Origin of the sequence: Brumimicrobium aurantiacum, from assembly GCF_003402975.1 — a bacterium.
Taxonomy (GTDB): domain Bacteria; phylum Bacteroidota; class Bacteroidia; order Flavobacteriales_D; family Crocinitomicaceae; genus Brumimicrobium; species Brumimicrobium aurantiacum.
The window spans coordinates 663326-682694 of the sequence record NZ_QURB01000001.1 but is presented as its reverse complement, the minus strand read 5'-3'; the positions used below and the strand labels follow the sequence as shown (position 1 = coordinate 682694).

The following is a 19369-nucleotide window of genomic DNA, read 5'->3' as shown; positions in this document are numbered from 1 at the left end:
TCACGAATTTTACTTATAACACGAACCCTATACCGTCTAAAAATCGATAAAAATTGCTTACATTTGTTGGTAATTTTAAACTGCAATGCAAGAAGAAAAACACAAGTTCGCAACCAAGGCAATTCACGCTGGTGTAGAACCTGATCCAACTACAGGAGCTATAATGACTCCGATTTATCAAACGAGTACATACAAACAAGAGAAAGTTGGTCAACACAAAGGTTACGCATATTCTAGAACATTAAATCCGACAAGACATGCATTAGAAAATGCTATTGCTGAATTAGAAAACGCAAAATATGGCGCCTGTTTCGGAAGTGGAATTGCGGCAATTGATGCCTTATTAAAAATTTTAAATCCAGGAGATGAAGTAATCACAACAGCAGATTTATATGGCGGAACATACCGTATCTTCACAACAATTTTTGCCAAATATGGTATAAAATTTCATTTTATACCAATGAGTGATTTATCAACACTTGAAGCTACAATTAATGAAAAAACAAAATTGGTTTGGATTGAGACACCAACCAATCCGATGATGAATATTGTAGACATCGAGGAGGTGGCAAAAATCACTCAAAAAGCAAATATTACTTTAGCTGTTGACAATACTTTTGCGACTCCCTTTCTTCAAAGGCCAATTGATTTAGGTGCAGATATTGTCATGCATTCAGTTACAAAATATTTGGGTGGACACTCTGATGTGGTCATGGGAGCTTTGGTTACACAAGACAAGACATTGGCAGATGAAATCTACAGAATTCAAAATAGCTCTGGAGCAATTACCAGTCCAATGGATTCTTTTTTGGTGTTGAGAGGAATCAAAACTTTACACCTCAGGATGCAACGTCATTGTGAAAACGGAAAAAAAATAGCTCATTTCTTAAAAGATCATCCAAGGGTAGAACATGTTTATTGGCCAGGGTTTGAAGATCATCCGAAGTACGATATAGCTAAAAAACAAATGGATGATTTTGGAGGTATGATTTCTTTTTCTTTGATTGGAAACGAATTAAAAGAGGCGCACCAACTAATGGAAAACTTGAAAATTTTTACGCTTGCAGAATCATTAGGTGGTATAGAATCATTAACTTGCCACCCTGCAACAATGACTCATGCAGCGGTACCAAAGGAAGAAAGAGAAAAAGCAGGAATTGTTGATTCTCTTATTCGTTTGAGCGTTGGGATAGAAGATGCAGAAGATTTAATAAATGATTTAAAACAAGCTTTGGCTTAAATATATAAAATGGGGTTTAATAAATTTGCAGTAATTGGAGTTGGAAAATATGGATCGAATATTGCCCGAAGACTCGCCGAGAAAGGAGCACAAGTTTTTGCTTTCGACAATAGTGAAACAAGAATTGAAGACATCAAAGATGATGTTGCATTTGCTGTGACCTTAAACAGTACTGATTTTAAAATTTTATCTTCTCAAAAGCTAGAAGAAATGGACGCTGCGGTTGTGGCGATTGGAGAAAATTTTGAAGCTACTGTATTGACCGCCGTTCACCTAATGGATTTAGGTGTAAAACGTATTATTGCACGTGCAAATGGTGCCGACCAACGATTAATTTTAGAAAAAATTGGTGTTAAAGAAATTCTTACTCCAGAGGATGAGGTAGCCTTTGTAATCCGTGAAAAACTATTGAATCCTTCAATTTTATCTTTCCTTCAATTATCAGAAGAGTATGAAATTGCAGAAATTAAACCTCCAAAGGGAACTTTAAATAGAACAATTCAAGATATTGATTTTAGAAATAAATATCAATTGACATTAGTAACCATGAGGCGTGAATATGACATTAAAAAGAAAGGTCAGTACGAAGTAGAACAACATGTTATTGGTGTTCCGAAAGGAGACACGGTTATTGAATCTCGAGATACTTTAGTTGTTTTTGGTACTGCTAAACACGTTCAGCGCTTCATTGACGTAAACGAATCATGATATACATAATAACAGGAACATCATCAGGAATAGGAAGAGCTCTTGCTTTACATTTCTTAAACCAAGGAAATAAAGTCATTGGAATTTCCAGAAGTAACTCGATTTCCGATGAAAACTTTACGCACATCAGTTGTGACTTATCTGACAAACATCAATTGCATGAAATTTCTTTGTTAGACCATATTGCGAAGGAGGATTTTCCAATTCGATTAATCAATAATGCAGGTATAATTGGAGATATAAAAAGATCTCATGAATTAACTCTGACACACTATGTTGACATGTCGATGGTGAATTTGGTTGCTCCACAATATTTATGCAGCTATGTTTTATCAAGCTTTGGATTTGAGAATGTAGAAACAATCATAAATATTTCATCTGGTGCTGCGCAGCGACCTATACCTTCATGGGGTGCATATTGTGCAACAAAAGCAGCGATGGACCTATTTGCGGAAACATTACAAGCCGAAATTAATGAGTTAGGACAAGCAACAAGAGTTTACAATATTGCACCAGGAGTTGTTGACACCAATATGCAAATCAACATTCGAAAAAGTGGTCAAAAGAACTTCTCTAGTCATCAAAAGTTCGTTGATTTAAAAGAGAATCAAGAGTTGAGAACTCCAGAAGAAGTTGCACAATTGGTTGACGAATTTCTTCAAACAGATCACAACGAAAAAGAAGGTGTTATCTTTCGTGTTTAAGTCTCAAAATCAAAGCACTATTCTGAATTTTCGTGCTTAAAAATAAATTTTACTTTTTTAATTGGAGAATTCAATAAGCTGTCTTCCGCCGGATGATAATTGATTTCCATAGGTAGATTTTTGTTGTAGGAAACGAATCCATTTTCACTATGTAAAAAATAATTTTCTCCTGAGGTTAAGCTATCTGTGAATTGCTTTACGATACCAACTGAATCATAGAAAAATGATCGTTTTGTAATAAAATCATTATCGTAAAAAGATTGGTTTTTTAGAGCACCATTGTTGTAATAATTTTTGGATTGCTTCATTGTTTTTTCGACTAAATTTTCCAATTTAAACGATGAAGTATATGTCTGAGGAGCACCATAGTAAAAAAGGTTTTCCCCTTTAGCTTCGAAATGATGATCGATATAGGAAACATTCCAAAAGGAACTATCCAAAAGAAAGTAATGTTCTATTTTATCATTACTACTCATATCAATAAATTTTAGCACTGAAGTATCTTTATTCTCTTCCACAACAAGTCTTTCATATTGTTGGAGTTCTTGTATTGTGTTTAAAAAAGAAATCATACTTTTCTTTCTGTATTTGACATTACTAGAAACTGCTGGTGCAGAATAGCCTATCGAATCAATTTCATTTTTATAACTAAAGATATGTTCCGTTAATTTTACACCATCGATAAATTCAGTAATAAATACTTTTTTCACATTTCCCTTTGTATCAAAATCCACGTCAATTAACCTATTTGGCATAGTATCAGTGATATGAAATAAACTATCAGTCATGTTGAGATTAGTAAATTCAATGGATACTCTTTCTATTTTATTAGAATCAATTAAAGTTTTAGAAAACCAATTGGGAAAGCTCATATTCTTCCAGCCTTGACTATTCATTGCACTCCAATTAATAAGTTGAGGAACATTAGGAGGTTCAGGAATCGTTTTTTCCACCTCAACAGCCTCTTCTTCACAAGAATAAAAAGCGATTAAGCAACAAAGAATAAAGGTAAAAAATGGAAGCTTCATGAATACTGTCATTTGGTAATTTTAAAAATAAAACAAATGTCGGACTAATAAAAATTAAACAACAGATAAACAAAAAAAGTGCAACCTCATGGCTGCACTTTCTTGACTTTGATATTTGTTTCTAGAAATTCTCTTGACTTCTTCTAATTTTAGCAGCCCTCCAAAGATCGTAGTAACTTTTTGTTTCCATAATAATTACTCCACCAGTAGTATCTCCATATTTGGCAGGAATTGCACTAGAATAAACTGTAATAGCTCCAATTGCTGAACTTGGAACACTTTGAACAGTATTCATCTTTACTCCATCGATATAATGAATCAAGTCATTTCCTCTGGCTCCACGAATCATCATTTTTCCTTCAGAATCGATTTTAATGTCTGAATTTCGACTCATAATTAAAGCTTTCACATCGTTTTTTACTGCGCTTTGAGCGATATCTAAAGTACTGATTCTTTCCTGTCCAAAATCAAAACTAATCAAAGGATCAGTGTATCCTATTTTGGTATAGCCTTCAATTTCTTTCACTTCTTCGTATACATTGATACGACCAACGTTTTCAATTCCATCTGCTACAACTTTGGCGTAAACAGTTTGAGACAAAGAATCAAATTCATAGTTTACATTCAACACATACATTCCAGTAGGAATTGCAGCAATTTTAAAACGCCCTTCTTCATCTGTGACTGCTCCAAATTTTGTAGCTCCTCTTTCTACCCAAACTTTAGCAAACATTGCTGGCTTATCAGTTTCAGGGTTTTCAAAAAGCTGTCCTTGAATATCTCCTACAGCACCCTGAGCAAATGCAAAATTCACTAAGAACATTGCTACGAGTAAATTAATAGTTGTTTTCATCTTTTCTTTTTTTTGGTTCGCTATTGTGATGCAAGAAGAATTGATATTCCATAAATAAATTTTAAAAAATATGTTTCAAAACAGTTATATCAATAAAAAATCCCCCACTGCAATGCAATGAGGGATGAATAAAGTCAACGATATAAAATAGTATTATTCTTCGTCTTTAGATTTATTATTCTTCTTCTCTTCTTCTACTTTTTTCATTGCCTCACCAATTTGGTTTGACGCAGTAAATGATGCGACCATATTGTTTAACATATCACTTCCTGCTTGCGGTGAATTTGGAAGTAAAATCAAGTTGGTATTGGTTTCTTCACCTATCGATTGAAGTGTATCGTAATGTTGTGTTACAACGATTAATGCTGAAGCTTCTTGAGAATTAATACCTACATTGTTTAACACATCAACACTTTCTTCCAACCCACGTGCAATTTCTCTCCTTTGATCGGCAATACCTTGACCTTGTAATCTTTTACTTTCTGCTTCTGCCCGCGCTTTTGCAACAATTTTGATGCGTTCTGCCTCCGCTTCAAATTCTGCAGCTACTTTTTCTCGTTCTGAAGCATTAATTCTATTCATTGATATTTTCACTTGCTCATCTGGATCTATATCCGTCACCAAGGTCTTTATGATATCATAACCATAGTCTTGCATCGCTTCATTCAATTCAGATTTTACTGCATTGGCAACATCGTCTTTACGTTCGAATACATCATCCAACACCATTTTAGGAACTTCAGCACGCACTACATCAAAAACATAAGAGGTAATTTGAGCTTGTGGATTTTCTAATTTATAGAAGGCATCATAAACCTTGTCTTTGACGACTTGAAACTGCACAGACACCTTCAAACGCACAAACACATCATCTTTGGTTTTGGTTTCTACAAGAACATCCAACTGTTGAATTTTCAAATTAATGCGTCCAGCGACTTTATCTACCAAAGGTATTTTCAATTGAAGACCAGAGTTTCTTACCGATTGAAACTTACCAAATCGTTCAATAATAACTGAAGTTTGCTGTTTTACGAGAAAGAAAATACCATATATCAATAAAACGATTATGGCTAGTACAATCACATTGGAAAAAGGGAATTCATTCATAGTATTTAGTTTTTTAACGAATTTACGATAAACATGAACAATTTCCTATAAAAAAGCTTAAAGCGTTATAGTCCTTGCATTGTACTTAATTTGTGATAAAGGCCTTTTCTAGCAAATAACTCATCGTGCGTTCCACTTTCAACAATTTCTCCTTTTCTTAAAACTAAGATTTGATCTGCATTTTTAATGGTGCTTAATCGGTGAGCGATAACCAAGGATGTTCTGTTTTTCATTAAATTATCAAGTGCATCTTGAACCAGTTTTTCACTTTCAGTATCTAGCGCAGAAGTTGCTTCATCCAAAATCATGATTGGAGGATTTTTCAAAACTGCTCTTGCAATACTCACACGTTGCTTTTGACCACCAGATAATTTATTTCCGCGTTCACCAATATTGGTATGGTAACCTTCCTTCATAGATGATATGAAATCATGAGCATTAGCGATTTTAGCAGCGTTAATAACCTCTTCTTCTGTTACACCATCCATTCCGAAAGCGATATTATTGAAAACTGTATCGTTGAATAAAATAGATTCTTGATTTACAATTCCGATTTGGTCTCTTAAATCTCTTACTGTAAAATCTTTGATATTTGTTCCATCGTATAAAATATCACCTGCCGAAACATCATAAAAACGAGGTAATAAATCAGCGATTGTAGATTTTCCACTTCCAGATTCACCAACCAAAGCAACCGTTTTTCCTTTACTTAAATTAAAACTAAGATTCTTAAGTACATTTTCGGTTTGATACGCAAACGAAACATTTTGGAAGGTAATTCCTTGTTCTAAATCTTTAATCGTTTTTGGCTGAAGAGGATCTTCAATTTTTTCATCGGCATTTAAAATTTCATCTATTCGCTCTATACTGGCTTTTACCTTACTTAAGTTGGCACTGTTTTTCGCAATATTTTGAATGGGCACAAGAAGTTGTGAAAAAACCACGATAAAACCAATAAACTGTTCTCCAGTAAGTCCATCTCCTTCCCCACTTAAAATCATTGTACCTCCATACCAAACAATGGTTACCAGAACAACGGCACCTAGAAACTCGTTTAATGGAGATGCCAAATCTCTTTTTCTAAAAGCACGTGTAAACAAACGTTGATGATGTAGGTTGATTTTAGCAAACTTCTTAACCGTTTCTTCTGAAGCATTGAAAGCTTTAACAATTCTGATTCCTCCTAAATATTCATCTAAAAATGAAAAGAGTACTCCTAATTGTTTTTGTCCTTTACTAGCCGTTCGTTTTAAACTTTTTCCAATTCTAGAAATAATGAATGCTGAAATTGGCAATAAGATCAATGAAAAAAGGGTTAGTGCCGGACTCCAATAGATCAACACACTTAAGGTAATAAATACTGAAATTGGATCTCTAAAAATCAATTCAAGCATTGCAACAACAGAAATCTCCACTTCGTTTACATCACCATTCATACGAGACATTAAATCACCTTTCTTTTCTTCAGTAAAAAAAGAAATTGGTAATCTCATTGACTTAGAAAACATTTTATCACGGTAATCTCTAACCACAGACATTCGTAACTGTGACTGATGATAAACGGCTAAATATTTGAATAATCCCTTAAAGAAAAAGGAAATAACCACAGAAGTACAAACAAAAAACAATGCGTTTTTAGGATCTTCCTGGGCCATTGAAGTCATAAAATAATTGTAATAATCACTGATAAAGTCAATATAATCAGTGATTCCCGTATCTGTTAGAGTTGGTTTATTAACAATTTCAACTTTTTCAGAAGGGAAAATAACTTTTAAAAAAGGTACAAAAAGCACCAAGGAAGTCAAATTAAAAATCACATAGAACACATTAGAAATAATTGTTGCTATAGCTCTCCATTTGTACTTAAATGTAGCTTTAAATGTTGTAATAAGATGTTTCATACAACACAAATATAGGGGTATTTCTTGTTTATATGATTCAAAATATATCACTACTTTTGCAGTATGGGTTCAATAAGACAAAATAAGATTGAAAAGGTTATTCAAGAAGAAGTATCTAAAGTTTTCCAACAGAATGCGAGAGAGCTATGTTTAGGTGCAATGGTTACTGCTACAGTAGTTCGTGTAACACCAGATTTAAGTATGGCTCGCGTATATTTAAGTATTTTCGCTGGACCACCTAAAGAGGAGGTTTTGGAGAATATTCAATACAATAAAGGTAAAATTAGAGGTGATGTTGGACGTAGATTGAAAGATATGCGACACATTCCAGATTTAAATTTCTTTATTGACGATTCATTGGATTACGCTGAGAAGATTGATGAATTACTAAAGAAGTAAGTCATGAATGTTGCTCGATTTATAGCAAGACGGTATTTCAAAGCGAAAAAATCTAGAAATGTAATTAACCTCATCACTTTAATTAGCGTTGTTGGAATTGCTATTTCTACTGCTGCTTTGGTAATTTTACTTTCAGCTTTTAATGGAATCGAGCAAATGGTCATTAAGCTTTACAGTGATTTTGATCCACCTATTAGTATTCGTTCTGCCAAAGCTAAAACCTTCAACCAAGGCTTTCTAGATTTCAATAAAATTGATTCTGTGGAAGGGGTGATCAATAGGTCGCGTGCTATTGAAGAAGTAGTAATTTTAAAACACCAAGACAAGTGGGTACATGCCCAAATGGTTGGTGTTGACACGAGTTTTTTGTCTATGTCAAAAATGGAGGAACACCTAGTTGATGGTATTCCGAAACTATACATCGACGGGAAACCACAAGCTATTTTTGGTGCCTACTTATTAGATAAACTTGGAGGAAGTGTACCAAATTCTTTGCATTTTCAAGAGCAGATCACCTTTAATGTTCCATTAAGAGAAGGTAAAATACGACCTGGAAAGAAACCTTTGAATGTTAGAATGGTTGGCGTCTCCTCTCGTATGAATTACAACCGAGAAGTTAACGCTGAGAAAGCCCTAGTACCATATGAACTCGCCAATGAACTTCTAGAGTATGGAGAAGATATTACTGCATTATATATCGATATTGATGAAGATTATAATGTGAATGAAGTAAAGCGAAACATTCAAACCCTAGTAGGAAATGATTTCGAAGTGAAAACCAACTTCGAGAAAAATGAATTGATTTTTAAAACCAGTCAATCAGAAAAATTGATTGTTTATTTCATCTTGGTATTCATTTTCATCTTGGCTTCATTCAATCTCATCGCATCAATTGCCATGTTATTTGTTGAGAAAAAACCTGACATCAAAACGCTTTATGCAATGGGGGCCAATAAAAACACCATCTTTAGAATCTTTTTCTATGAAGGTTTAATGATTGTAGCAAGAGGCGCAATTTTAGGGTTAATTATTGGGTATGCTGTAACTTTTGCTCAAATTACCTTCGGAATGATTCCTATGCCTAGCGCAACAGAGGAATACTTCCCAATGGTCACGACTTGGAAGGACATTATTTTAATTATTGGCTCGGTTTCTTTACTTGGCTTTATTACATGCTACTTCCCTACTAAGATTTTAATTCGTAGACATCAAAACTTGAGTAAATAGAGTTACTGAAACTTTGAAAAGTAGTCATAAAAAATGGACAAAAATGATATTCTTGTCCACTTTCAAAAATCAATCTTAAAATCAAATGACTATTCTATATTTTGAATAATTAATTGAATACTTGAACATTTCCTGATTTCTCTATTTCTTGACCTAGACTTGTTTTTCCTTTAATTACATAGAAATAAGTTCCCGGATTCACTAAGTCTCCTCTTTTATTTCTTCCATCCCATTTAAAATTAGGATTAGCAAATTCTTGTACAACATTCCCCCATCGGTTAACAATTACACATTCTATAGAAGAGATTCCCTCTATCTCAGTTAATTTAAAGTAATCATTTACACCGTCTGAGTTAGGAGTAAAAACATTAGGAACTTGAATGTCACAATTAAGGTTAACACTGATGTATACAGAATCTAAATCCGAACGACAAGAACCAATAAAGGATTGAACATTAAGATAACTAGACTGATCAAAAGAAACATTCTGGGTGGCTCCATAAAATTCGCCTGGAAACCAAACAAACTCTGCATCTGGAAAAGTAGATTGCGCAGTAACATTGGCCTCGTCTCCTAAACACAATAAAATACTGTCTTGTACATTTACATCTGGCTTTTGACCTAAAATTAATTCTATTGAATCGGTTAAAGTTCCGCAAACAGGATGTGTTCCTTCTAGAAAAACCCAACCTAAATCATTCATTGTCGTATTCAACATCTCTCCAGTTTCGTTTCTTGGTAGCCAAAGATACGTGGTGTTCTCTAAGTTCGACTCTGCCACTAACTGATTCTGATCTCCTTCACAAAAGACAGTATCACCAACAATGTCTAAAGTTAGTTGATCGATAACAGCCATTTCGAAATAAGCAGTATCAACACAACCTAAGTTAGTTGTTGCAATTACACTATATATTGTTGTATCCGTAGGTTGAACATAAACTGAAGATTGTGTAAAACCATTAATCGGCCAGAAAAAATCTGTTTGAGTAATATCAGAAAACACCTCTATTTCACCAGTCATTCCTTTACAAATTACATCATCTCCCTGAAAAGTAATTTGAGGTAATGGATTAACATTCACAGTTACCGTAACAGGTAAAGATACACATCCGTTTGGGTCAGTTCCTTCAACCGTGTAGGTTGTTGTTTGAGTTGGAGATACTGTAATTGTAGCATTATTCAAAGTTCCTGGATTCCATGTATAATCTATATTTGATTCAACAGAATATGCTGTAAGATCGATTTCATCACCTTCACAAATTGTCTGATCAGGATCAACCGTTATCACTGGATTTGGAGGAATTATTACATCAACCTCATCTGTATAGTTACATACTGGACGAAAACTAATATCGTCAATTGCAAAATCATTTCCGCCACCTGAATTATTGAGGTTAGTGATACAAATATTTGCAGTGGTATTTGTTCCAGAATTCCAAGTTTCGAAAAACTGGTTCCACGTACACCCGTTCGTTGATGCTAAAAAAGGATTTCCAAGTGGTGTTCCATTAATGGTAAATTGTAATTCAGAAACATTAGGATCATTTAATGCATTTGTTAACCAAGTACTGAATTGATAACTGGTATTGGGTGTTACATTTACTGTTTGACACCAAACACTAGTTCCCGACGAATTCGATCCATTCACAATCATCATGTTTCCTGAACCTGATGTATGGTCTCCACATGCACTAAAATTATTGTGAACGCTGCTAGGAGATGTATTTATAGCATAGGTGCCAGGATTAGTTAGTTGCCCCCATGCTCCACCTGTACCTACGATATAATCTGTTAAAAAACCTGTGTTTCCGTTCGAAAAATCACCATTTGTAACCAATTCAGGACCTAAAGCTACAGCATAACAAGTATAAGTTCCAGAACTATTTACAGTAATAGAGGGCTGTGACGAGCCATTACTCCAAACGTAGCTATCCATTCCAGGATTGGCATTCAAGGTATAAGTTTGACCACAAAGCAATGTACTGTCATTTCCTATTGAAAAATTCACATTACATGAAGTCTGTGCATATAATGTAAATGAAAAAAGAATACAGGACGATAGAATAGTTAATAGTTTCATAATAAAGGAATTTTTAATAAAGGTGGCAAGCCCTCGGACTCACCACCTTTTACTACACAATTTACTGAACAATCAGCTTCTTTATTACCTTTTTAGTTTTGCTTGAAATGTGCACAAGATAAACTCCTCTACTCCAATTTCTAGTATCAACTTTAATATTTTTAATCACGTCATTAAATTCTTCAACAAGCTCACTTGTAGTGTTGTAGATCGAAATATTTGCAGACTTAGTATTACCTAACTCAACTGTAAACAAATCACTTGTTGGGTTTGGATAAACCTTCAATGTTTCACCATTTTCATCATCTGTCAAACCTAATGTTGAAGTAATAACAACTTCTCTTGTTATAGTTGTATCTCCACAGTTATTTGAAACTGTTACCATAGCATTATAAGTTCCTGATGTAGCATAAAAATGATTTACACTTGATGCTCCATTATTTATTGTGTTTCCATCTCCAAAATCCCAATCGTAAGTATATCCATTTTGAGCATTTTGAACATTAAAAACGGTTACACCTGTCGATTGTTGTACAACATCTACACCTGAAATATTTGGTGATTCTTCAACCTCAACAACTGTTGAACCAATCCCTATACAACCTAAAGTATCTGTTACTTGAACCGTATAAATTCCTGAATCAAAAACTATTCTTGTTTGTGAAACGATATTCGTTCCATTCCAAATATAAGAAGAAGTTGGGTTTTGAGCGTCTAATTCTAAAGAATCTCCTTCACAAATATTATAATTCCCTCCCAAATCAACTACTGGATTCGTGTTTATTACATCTATTTCTTTCACCATTTTTTGGCAATTTGAAGCTGCATCCTTTCTCATCCATAGATAATACGTTGCAGGTTGAACATTGTTAAACGCACCATGTGACTGCCATTGTGTTGGGGCATTAGTTGCATCAGTTGTTATTCCAAACTCGTATGATTTCGTTGAAATACTAAAGTTTTTCACTGCATGTCTCATCGCATCACCACCTGTTCCAGCACTAAATGCATGCTCCCATGAAGTGGTGTTTTCGGTTAAATATGAGTTTGGCAACTGAACATTGTCAAAAACAAGCGTACCATTAACTGTTAAGCTAAATAAACCATTGACGATTGAAAATTCAACGGGAATGTCTGTTTTATCCTTCCAAATACTGATATCACCTTCATACGCAAGTGTATTTGGACCATTTGGATTTGGTGCATTTGTATTATTTTGACCGTAAATCAAATAGATTCCAGCAATATTTGGAGAGTTATCTGCAGAGTCAAAGCTCAATCTTAATTTTGAACCTGAACCATTATGTGGGTTATTTGCATTTACATTAATATCATCTGCAAATGAATATGTAATTCCATCTGCACCTCCCGTACCCCAATTATTTATCGGTAAGTCAGCAGTTAAATCAAAACTAACGTTCATTGAATTGTTAGGTCCTAAAACTTGATTACTTGGAGAAATAACAATTGCTCCTGAAGATGAAGTTGCAGAAGGAGTAATAACAGCTCTTCCGTTAATAATTTCTGCATCACCAGAAAAGGCAATGTCAGTTACATTGTTCGGATCCGTTAAATCATTATCATAAATCAAAGATTCGATACTCTGACCAAAATCGTTTACTGCTTCAATAGAACCTCCAAGATTGATACAGTTATAATGTTCAACATCAACATCAGTTCCAAATCCAACGATTACATCTTTTAAAGTCGATTCATAGATTATTGATGGACATTCTGTAGATCTTACTTGGTATTTCACTTTATAAACAGAGTCGGTCGTTGCATTAATTGAAATACTATTGGCACTACTCCACGCTGCTAAAGTGGCATTGTTTTCATCCAAGAATGTGTATTCCCATGTTGAACTTCCTGTTAAGGATGGTAAGTTAATTACATCCAAATCAACAATTGCTGGAGCACTACATAGATTACTTGAACTAATAGAATAATCGATAACGACTTGATCAATTGGACTTACTTTTACAGTTTCTTCACTAGTACAACCATTTGCGGATGTACCGGTAACAGTATATGAAGTAATATTGCTCGGTGATGCATTTACTAGAGCAGTATTTGAATTTGACAAACCATTACTTGGTGACCATGCATATGTATCTGCACCTGAAGCGATAATTGCCGCTGGATTACCCGCACAATAAGCAACATCATTAAAGTTTACTGTTAAGTTTGGGCTTGAGTTTACTGTTATTAATTGATTCGTTGTATAAAAATCTGTTGATGAAGCGGCACAAGATATTTTTAATCTCAAATCTGTAGTTTGTGACATCGTACTTTCATACACTGTTGAATCTGCATTTGCAATATCAACCCAAGATCCACCATTTAATTCTTGCCATTGAAAACTCAGACCATTTACATAAGATAAACCATCAAAAGAAGCCCTCAACATTTCATTCTCACATAATGTAGTCTGATTTACGTTAAAATCATAAGTACCCGTAAAGTTTTGTGTTTGACAATCAACATAATTAATATGTTGAAACTTAATTTTTGGAACCTCTTGATGTGTATTTTGAGCAGTTGGAGGATTTTGGAGGTTTGGTACTGTACCGTCGTTTCTCGTCGTAATCGAACGAGTATTTGCGACATCATAAGTTCCCCAAGAGATTTGACTAAAGGTATAACCCGGTCTTTGATCTCGGAATCCAACAACAATATTTGATACCCCATCCCATAAGAAAGGAGTGTCTAAAGTAAGCTCCATCCAACTATTTGCACCATTTGCGGTAACAGTACCTTGAAATACCGTATCTAAATTTGCGGAATTTACCCAATCAGAACCATTAGAAAAATCCGTTTTAGTGGTTTGACCAATCAAGATTGTCCAATCATCAGTACTATTCACATTTCCTGAAACATTATATAAGCTGATGCTAGAAATTTCTGTTGGCGTTCCTTGAACAGCCGGTAAAAATTCTGAGGCGAGATAAATACTTTGATTGTAGCTATAGCCATAATAACTATAGAAAGGGGTTGTTGTGCTTTGTTCCGTTCCTTGATCAAGAACTGTTTCATAAATTTGCGCTTTTGAAAAGCCCGCAAAGAAATTGACTAATACAAAGATTAGTATAGAGTGTTTGAGTATCATAATAATGTAGTTTTAAATAAATTCTATGACTCAAATCTACATTCTGTTCTAATCAATAACGATTTTTTACCGAGACAAAAACGAGACAACTCACTATTTTAGCCGTATTACACAGACTTTATGAATTCCAACAACTCTTTTTGAGATGCTATTCCTAATTTCTTCCTTAATCTTAAATTTGATTTTCTAACCGAATCTTGAGAAATTCCAAGTATCCTCGACATTTCTAAATTTGTTAAATTAAGCTTTAACAACATTGCTAATCGAATTTCAGAATTTGTTAAATCTGAATGTTTTTTGATCAATGAATTGTAAAATCCTGGATGAACTTTATTGAATAAATGTTTAAATTCCAACAAATCATTTTCAGTTAGTAATGTAAAAGAATTGATTTTCTCGTAAATATGAACTTTTTCCTTTTCCAATTCAGTATTCGCTTTCAGCTTCTCCGTTTTAATGATTTCATTGTGTAAAACTTCAATGATCTCATTTTTCTCAGAAAGGGTTTTTAAAATCCCTGTTAGTTTTTCTTCATTTCTTTGAAGGTCTGTATGAATTTTTTCCTTTTCAAGTTCCAAAACCTTATGTTCAACAATTTTTCTTTTTCTAAGTAGGTAAATGATGAATACACAAGCAATCGAAATAATTAATAGTATAATTGCTAATCCATAAAAGTACTGTCCTTTTCGTCTTTCTTCTTCAATTTTTAACTCACTTTCATTTTTCTTTTTTTGAAATTCAATTTGAAAAATCATGTTTTGTAAGTTCGCTTGATCATATGCCAATTTTGAAGAATCTTGATAAGCAATACTCTTTTTATAATATTTATAGGCTTTTTCATAATCTTTCAATCGTTCCCAATAAATAGTTTTTGTATCATAATAGGTCATAAGAGGACTATATCCATTGACGTAATCAATCAAAGAGTCTAAAATCAACATATTTGAGTTTACCAATTCCATATTCTCTTCATCGAATCCTATTTTGATAATAAAAGCAATGGCGTTTAAGGCACTGACGTTTTGTTCTTTTTCTAAACTAAGTTTTTTGTCAATTAATAAATAACGTTTTGCTTTTTCAATATGACCTTCCAAATAATTAATATGACCTAAATTACCATTAATAATTCCTATCCATTCATTATTGTTTAAGGCTTCAGCTATGTTTAATGCCTCATTGTAAAAGTATATAGAGGAGTCAATTTTTTTTAATTGAATATATGTTAAACCTAGTGTATTCTCGATATTAATTCTTCTGGAACTAGAATCAGGACATAAGGCTCTTGCTTTTAAAAGTAATGGTTTTGCTTCCTCAAATTTTTTGAAATTGTAAAAATAGGTGCCTTTTAATTCGTAAAATCGCTCTGCAAAGTCAATTTTCGTTACATCATGATTTTTTAGTATGGTACTTACATTATCTAAATATTGATAAGTAATGTATAGTTTGTTTTCATTGTATAATATCTGTGCAATATGATAGCACAACTCAGCATAAATTAAAGATTCTGAACCTTTAAAAAGGTTTGCTTTATTCACCACAAAATTAATGACTTCACCATTCCAAGACTCCCCTTTTTCTTCATGGTCTTTGATGAATCTCAGTAATTCTTCCTCACTTAGTTTTTCTTGTGCATTCAGTTCCTGAAACGACCTATTCTGTTCACCATTATACTCTGCTTTTGAGTGACTATAAAAGGTAAATATTGATAGTATTACAGTAATAAAAATGGCGCTATACCTCATTAGGCATTAAATATAACTATTTAATCAAAACAACTGTTCCCATTTGGGTAATCACTAGCTCTGTTTTCAATTCGGTAAAGGTGATTTTCCAGTTATACATTCCATCTGCAACCAATTGATCTCCGTAAGTTCCATCCCAACCAATGTTGTAGTCGTTTGACTCAAATACTTTCTCTCCCCATCGGTTAAAGACTTCAAACTTGTACAACTGAGGATCTACTCCTACTGTCATTACTGGCTTAAATACGTTGTTGATATTGTCTCCATCTGGCGTGAATGCATTCGGAACATAATATATCGTTTGGTCGCGGATAGGAATTATTTGTGTGGTAGAATCTATACATCCTTTGGCTGAAACTACTGTTAATGTAACTTCATAATCTCCTTCTTCTCCAAATGGGAAAGTAAAACTAGGATTTACTTCATTACTCACTCCTTCTTCTGCAAAGTCCCAAATATTATTGGCATTCAACTGAGATTCATTCGTGAAATTTACCACAGGATTATCAGAAAAAATACTTGTTGGACTGTATTTAAACTCTGCTATTGGATCTGGATTTACACAAATCATCTGACTTTCTGTATGTGTATTCAAACACAGGTTGTCTGTTTCAATACTCAAGGTAATATCATAACATCTTACCTCATCAAAAACATAAGTCATTGTACTGTCTGTCCCTACCTGAGCTCCATCTACATACCAAATGTAATCTTTAGCTCCATCTACAATTGTCATGTCTGAAAAGTTTACTGTTAATGGACTACAACCTTCCAAAACATCTGAGGTGAATTGAATTTGCGCCATTTCACTTACTTGAATCGTTCCTACAGCTGTATCTGAAGAACACGGTGCATCACTTACCACAACATATTCAAAAGTGTAATCTCCTTTTGCCAAGCCATCAAGTACCAATATTCCTGTATTTGGATTGAATACATTTCCTGCCAGGCCATCCATTGATGTCCAACTTCCTGGATTCGCTACAGAAACAAAATTATTCAAGTCTACATTGCCATCATTACAAAACTGTTCTGTGAAATCGTTTCCGGCACTTAAAAAAGTTTTTACATCTAAATCGAAAAATCCTGTATCTGAAGGACAATATGTACTTGAAAGCACATAATCATACTGCTCTATACCCGCAAGGTTGCTCACATCTAATTGACCTCCTGGAATTGGATTTCCTTGTGGGTCATACCAAGTTCCTGTTGCATCATTTGCTGGATCAAGGAAAGAAAACAAATCCACATTGAGGTCAGTATCACAGGCTTCAAAAACTTGATTTGGAGGAGTAACACTAGGTGGGTTTTTGGTTACAACATTTGTATCTAATGTATTGACACAACCATTCACATCTGTTGCTGTTACTTCGTAAGTTGTGGTCGTATTCACCTGAAATGGAACTCCATTTTGAACTCCATTGTCCCAAACATATGTATTTGCTCCATTGGCAGTTAAGGTTACGTTTTCACCAATACAAATTGTATCATTGAATGGATCAAGAGTAATTGTAGGCAAAGGATTAACAACTTGTGTAAAAGGTTGTGGACCATTCGCACTACAGCAATTGATTAAACTTGATAGTGGTGTAAAATCGTATGTTGTAGTCGAGTTAGGTGTCCAAAACAATGTATCTCCAGTTTCTACTCCATTAATTACTGTTGTTGTTACTCCATCTGTATATTCAACATCTATTGGTGTAGTAGAATTATTAACTTGGAAGACCACCCATCCTTCTTCACCAATACAAATAGGACCACTTGAATCTGATATAGTATAACTTTCATCAACATAACCAATGGTCATAAAACGGGTATCATTCATTGGAATATGTGCTGTAGACAGTCCAGTAACAGTCAACGTTCCGCTTGCCACACTAAAAGTTAAACCACCTCCTTGAGCATACAAAGTTGCATTCGAGAAGTCGTCATCTGTATCAATCATCAATCGAATGTTTGTAGGGTCAATTCCTGCGATTGAGTTACATGTGTCAATGATAAAATCAATATTAAAATCTTGATTGAAATTTGTGTTTGTAATTTTAAATTCTCGCTCTAACCTAGAGGTAACAGGTGCTGGAGCTTCTGAATTTCCTGTTGGAGAACCACATAAAAACCCTCCATTATGTCCCATGGTTACATATGACAAATCTGTATTGATTGTTCCAAGATTGTTTTCATTTGCTTGAACCAAGGCATCAATATATATCCTTACACTGTCATCAAAACTATGAGATTGCTTTTGATTTAAATCTTCAACATCATCACGTCCTATTCCTATTACATCATTGTGGAAAGCAGGTGCATTACTGGCGTCCCAAATAATTGTTCCATCTGTAGCGAGGTAATCCCCTGAATTGTTGGTTGGGTTGTGAATTAAGGTTGTTCCATATTTAATCGCTAAATAAGTCTCCACCTTTTGCATTTCAATATCAGTAAGATCACGATCAAAAAATATCACTTCGTGAATAAAACCATTGTAGGCAGAAGTTCCAATAGAAGGGTGATATCCAATATATAAACCATCAGAACCCGAAGATTGAGAAGCTCCTATGGGTGTTGGAATTAAATCACTTCTATTATAGGCTTTCATACTTGTAGAATTTGATCTATTCCCTTTGTATGAAACGATGTTTGGAATATTACCATCAGAATAATTTCTTACAGCATTGGTTGAATTAGAAGGGAGTTTTCCAAGCGCTATTCTTGAATTCGCTCCGAGATTTCTAACCTGTAACCCAGTATTTCCATCATTGTACAAAGTGATGTGATGATTTATTGAAGCTGGCGTAGGTAGCATATAAGCACAAAAATAAGAGCCTTCATCAGTCGCATAGGCATTACTTAATAAAGCTGGTGGATTAGCATTTCCTAATCCTTGGACAGTTGTTAAGTTTTGTCCAGCAAAAGTATTCCCACTGAAATTTATAGTTCTGTTGTAATTTGAAATTGCTCCAGTTGGGGTTAGTTCCAACTGAGGATAAGGAGCTTGTCCATCTGTAACTGTTACCGCACCTGCCCCTGCAGGGAATTGTGTAGTCCAGGATGTGACATCTCCAACAGCTAAATCATCTGCACGAAACCAAGAAGTTAAATCTACTGTTCCAACACCTCCTGGTGAAATTTGCGCATTTAACATTGTTGATGTAAAAACTAATGCTATTAAAATTAACTTATTCATACTAACCTTTATAATTATTATATACTTTTATAAGAGTAATTGTTTTTTCAATGACTATATTAAATTTAAACGCCTACATTTAGTCTACAT

General features: G+C 34.1%; 13 protein-coding genes. 5 read left to right on the top strand and 8 right to left on the bottom strand.

Features of this window, described 5'->3' with window-relative positions:
* Positions 1-85 precede the first annotated feature (85 nt).
* The 3 genes from DXU93_RS02985 to DXU93_RS02975 are packed head-to-tail and all read left to right on the top strand — an operon-like array spanning position 86 to position 2652.
* Entirely contained in the window at positions 86-1240 is a 1155-nt protein-coding gene (locus tag DXU93_RS02985; protein ID WP_116879754.1) for a cystathionine gamma-synthase, read from the top strand.
* Between the two features lie 9 nt (positions 1241-1249).
* Positions 1250-1948, top strand: a complete 699-nt coding sequence (locus DXU93_RS02980) for a potassium channel family protein (protein WP_116879753.1) — start codon at positions 1250-1252, stop codon at positions 1946-1948.
* Complete coding sequence (locus DXU93_RS02975; protein ID WP_116879752.1) at positions 1945-2652, top strand: SDR family NAD(P)-dependent oxidoreductase; 708 nt, start codon at positions 1945-1947, stop codon at positions 2650-2652. The genes DXU93_RS02980 and DXU93_RS02975 overlap by 4 nt, the downstream gene beginning before the upstream one ends.
* Positions 2653-2669: 17 nt before the next feature.
* Here the strand turns inward: DXU93_RS02975 and DXU93_RS02970 are convergent, their stop codons facing one another.
* The 4 genes from DXU93_RS02970 to DXU93_RS02955 all read right to left on the bottom strand — a co-directional run bounded on the left by DXU93_RS02970 (position 2670) and on the right by DXU93_RS02955 (position 7541).
* Positions 2670-3692: a hypothetical protein gene (locus DXU93_RS02970; RefSeq protein ID WP_123776027.1), complete on the bottom strand. Its 1023-nt coding sequence runs from the start codon at positions 3690-3692 to the stop codon at positions 2670-2672.
* Between the two features lie 109 nt (positions 3693-3801).
* Positions 3802-4533 (bottom strand): carboxypeptidase-like regulatory domain-containing protein, encoded by a 732-nt coding sequence (locus DXU93_RS02965; protein ID WP_116879750.1) that lies wholly within the window; start codon positions 4531-4533, stop codon positions 3802-3804.
* Between the two features lie 153 nt (positions 4534-4686).
* Complete coding sequence (locus DXU93_RS02960; protein ID WP_116879749.1) at positions 4687-5640, bottom strand: SPFH domain-containing protein; 954 nt, start codon at positions 5638-5640, stop codon at positions 4687-4689.
* Between the two features lie 65 nt (positions 5641-5705).
* Positions 5706-7541: an ABC transporter ATP-binding protein gene (locus DXU93_RS02955; RefSeq protein WP_116879748.1), complete on the bottom strand. Its 1836-nt coding sequence runs from the start codon at positions 7539-7541 to the stop codon at positions 5706-5708.
* Positions 7542-7604: 63 nt separating this feature from the next.
* Here DXU93_RS02955 and rbfA point away from each other — a divergent pair, with 63 nt between their 5' ends.
* Positions 7605-7940: a 30S ribosome-binding factor RbfA gene (gene rbfA, locus DXU93_RS02950; protein ID WP_116879747.1), complete on the top strand. Its 336-nt coding sequence runs from the start codon at positions 7605-7607 to the stop codon at positions 7938-7940.
* A 3-nt stretch (positions 7941-7943) separates the two neighbouring features.
* Entirely contained in the window at positions 7944-9167 is a 1224-nt protein-coding gene (locus DXU93_RS02945) for an ABC transporter permease (protein WP_116879746.1), read from the top strand.
* 109 nt (positions 9168-9276) lie between these two features.
* Here the strand turns inward: DXU93_RS02945 and DXU93_RS02940 are convergent, their stop codons facing one another.
* From DXU93_RS02940 to DXU93_RS02925, 4 genes are all read right to left on the bottom strand, one after another.
* Positions 9277-11247: a gliding motility-associated C-terminal domain-containing protein gene (locus DXU93_RS02940; protein WP_116879745.1), complete on the bottom strand. Its 1971-nt coding sequence runs from the start codon at positions 11245-11247 to the stop codon at positions 9277-9279.
* A gap of 61 nt (positions 11248-11308) precedes the next feature.
* Positions 11309-14356: a T9SS type A sorting domain-containing protein gene (locus DXU93_RS02935; RefSeq protein ID WP_116879744.1), complete on the bottom strand. Its 3048-nt coding sequence runs from the start codon at positions 14354-14356 to the stop codon at positions 11309-11311.
* A gap of 107 nt (positions 14357-14463) precedes the next feature.
* Positions 14464-16098 carry a transcriptional regulator gene (locus tag DXU93_RS02930; protein ID WP_116879743.1) on the bottom strand — a complete coding sequence of 545 codons (1635 nt, stop codon included), beginning with the start codon at positions 16096-16098 and terminating at the stop codon, positions 14464-14466.
* A gap of 16 nt (positions 16099-16114) precedes the next feature.
* Complete coding sequence (locus DXU93_RS02925) at positions 16115-19279, bottom strand: T9SS type B sorting domain-containing protein (protein WP_116879742.1); 3165 nt, start codon at positions 19277-19279, stop codon at positions 16115-16117.
* Positions 19280-19369: the final 90 nt, after the last annotated feature.

Excerpts from the sequence above, each read along its gene's own strand:
- DXU93_RS02965 (WP_116879750.1), bottom strand. The coding sequence starts at position 4,533 with ATGAAAACAACTATTAATTTACTCGTAGCAATGTTCTTAGTGAATTTT.
- DXU93_RS02940 (WP_116879745.1), bottom strand. The coding sequence starts at position 11,247 with ATGAAACTATTAACTATTCTATCGTCCTGTATTCTTTTTTCATTTACA.
- DXU93_RS02970 (WP_123776027.1), bottom strand. The coding sequence starts at position 3,692 with ATGACAGTATTCATGAAGCTTCCATTTTTTACCTTTATTCTTTGTTGC.
- DXU93_RS02925 (WP_116879742.1), bottom strand. The coding sequence starts at position 19,279 with ATGAATAAGTTAATTTTAATAGCATTAGTTTTTACATCAACAATGTTA.
- DXU93_RS02975 (WP_116879752.1), top strand. The coding sequence starts at position 1,945 with ATGATATACATAATAACAGGAACATCATCAGGAATAGGAAGAGCTCTT.
- rbfA (WP_116879747.1), top strand. The coding sequence starts at position 7,605 with ATGGGTTCAATAAGACAAAATAAGATTGAAAAGGTTATTCAAGAAGAA.
- DXU93_RS02930 (WP_116879743.1), bottom strand. The coding sequence starts at position 16,098 with ATGAGGTATAGCGCCATTTTTATTACTGTAATACTATCAATATTTACC.
- DXU93_RS02955 (WP_116879748.1), bottom strand. The coding sequence starts at position 7,541 with ATGAAACATCTTATTACAACATTTAAAGCTACATTTAAGTACAAATGG.
- DXU93_RS02935 (WP_116879744.1), bottom strand. The coding sequence starts at position 14,356 with ATGATACTCAAACACTCTATACTAATCTTTGTATTAGTCAATTTCTTT.
- DXU93_RS02980 (WP_116879753.1), top strand. The coding sequence starts at position 1,250 with ATGGGGTTTAATAAATTTGCAGTAATTGGAGTTGGAAAATATGGATCG.
- DXU93_RS02985 (WP_116879754.1), top strand. The coding sequence starts at position 86 with ATGCAAGAAGAAAAACACAAGTTCGCAACCAAGGCAATTCACGCTGGT.
- DXU93_RS02960 (WP_116879749.1), bottom strand. The coding sequence starts at position 5,640 with ATGAATGAATTCCCTTTTTCCAATGTGATTGTACTAGCCATAATCGTT.
- DXU93_RS02945 (WP_116879746.1), top strand. The coding sequence starts at position 7,944 with ATGAATGTTGCTCGATTTATAGCAAGACGGTATTTCAAAGCGAAAAAA.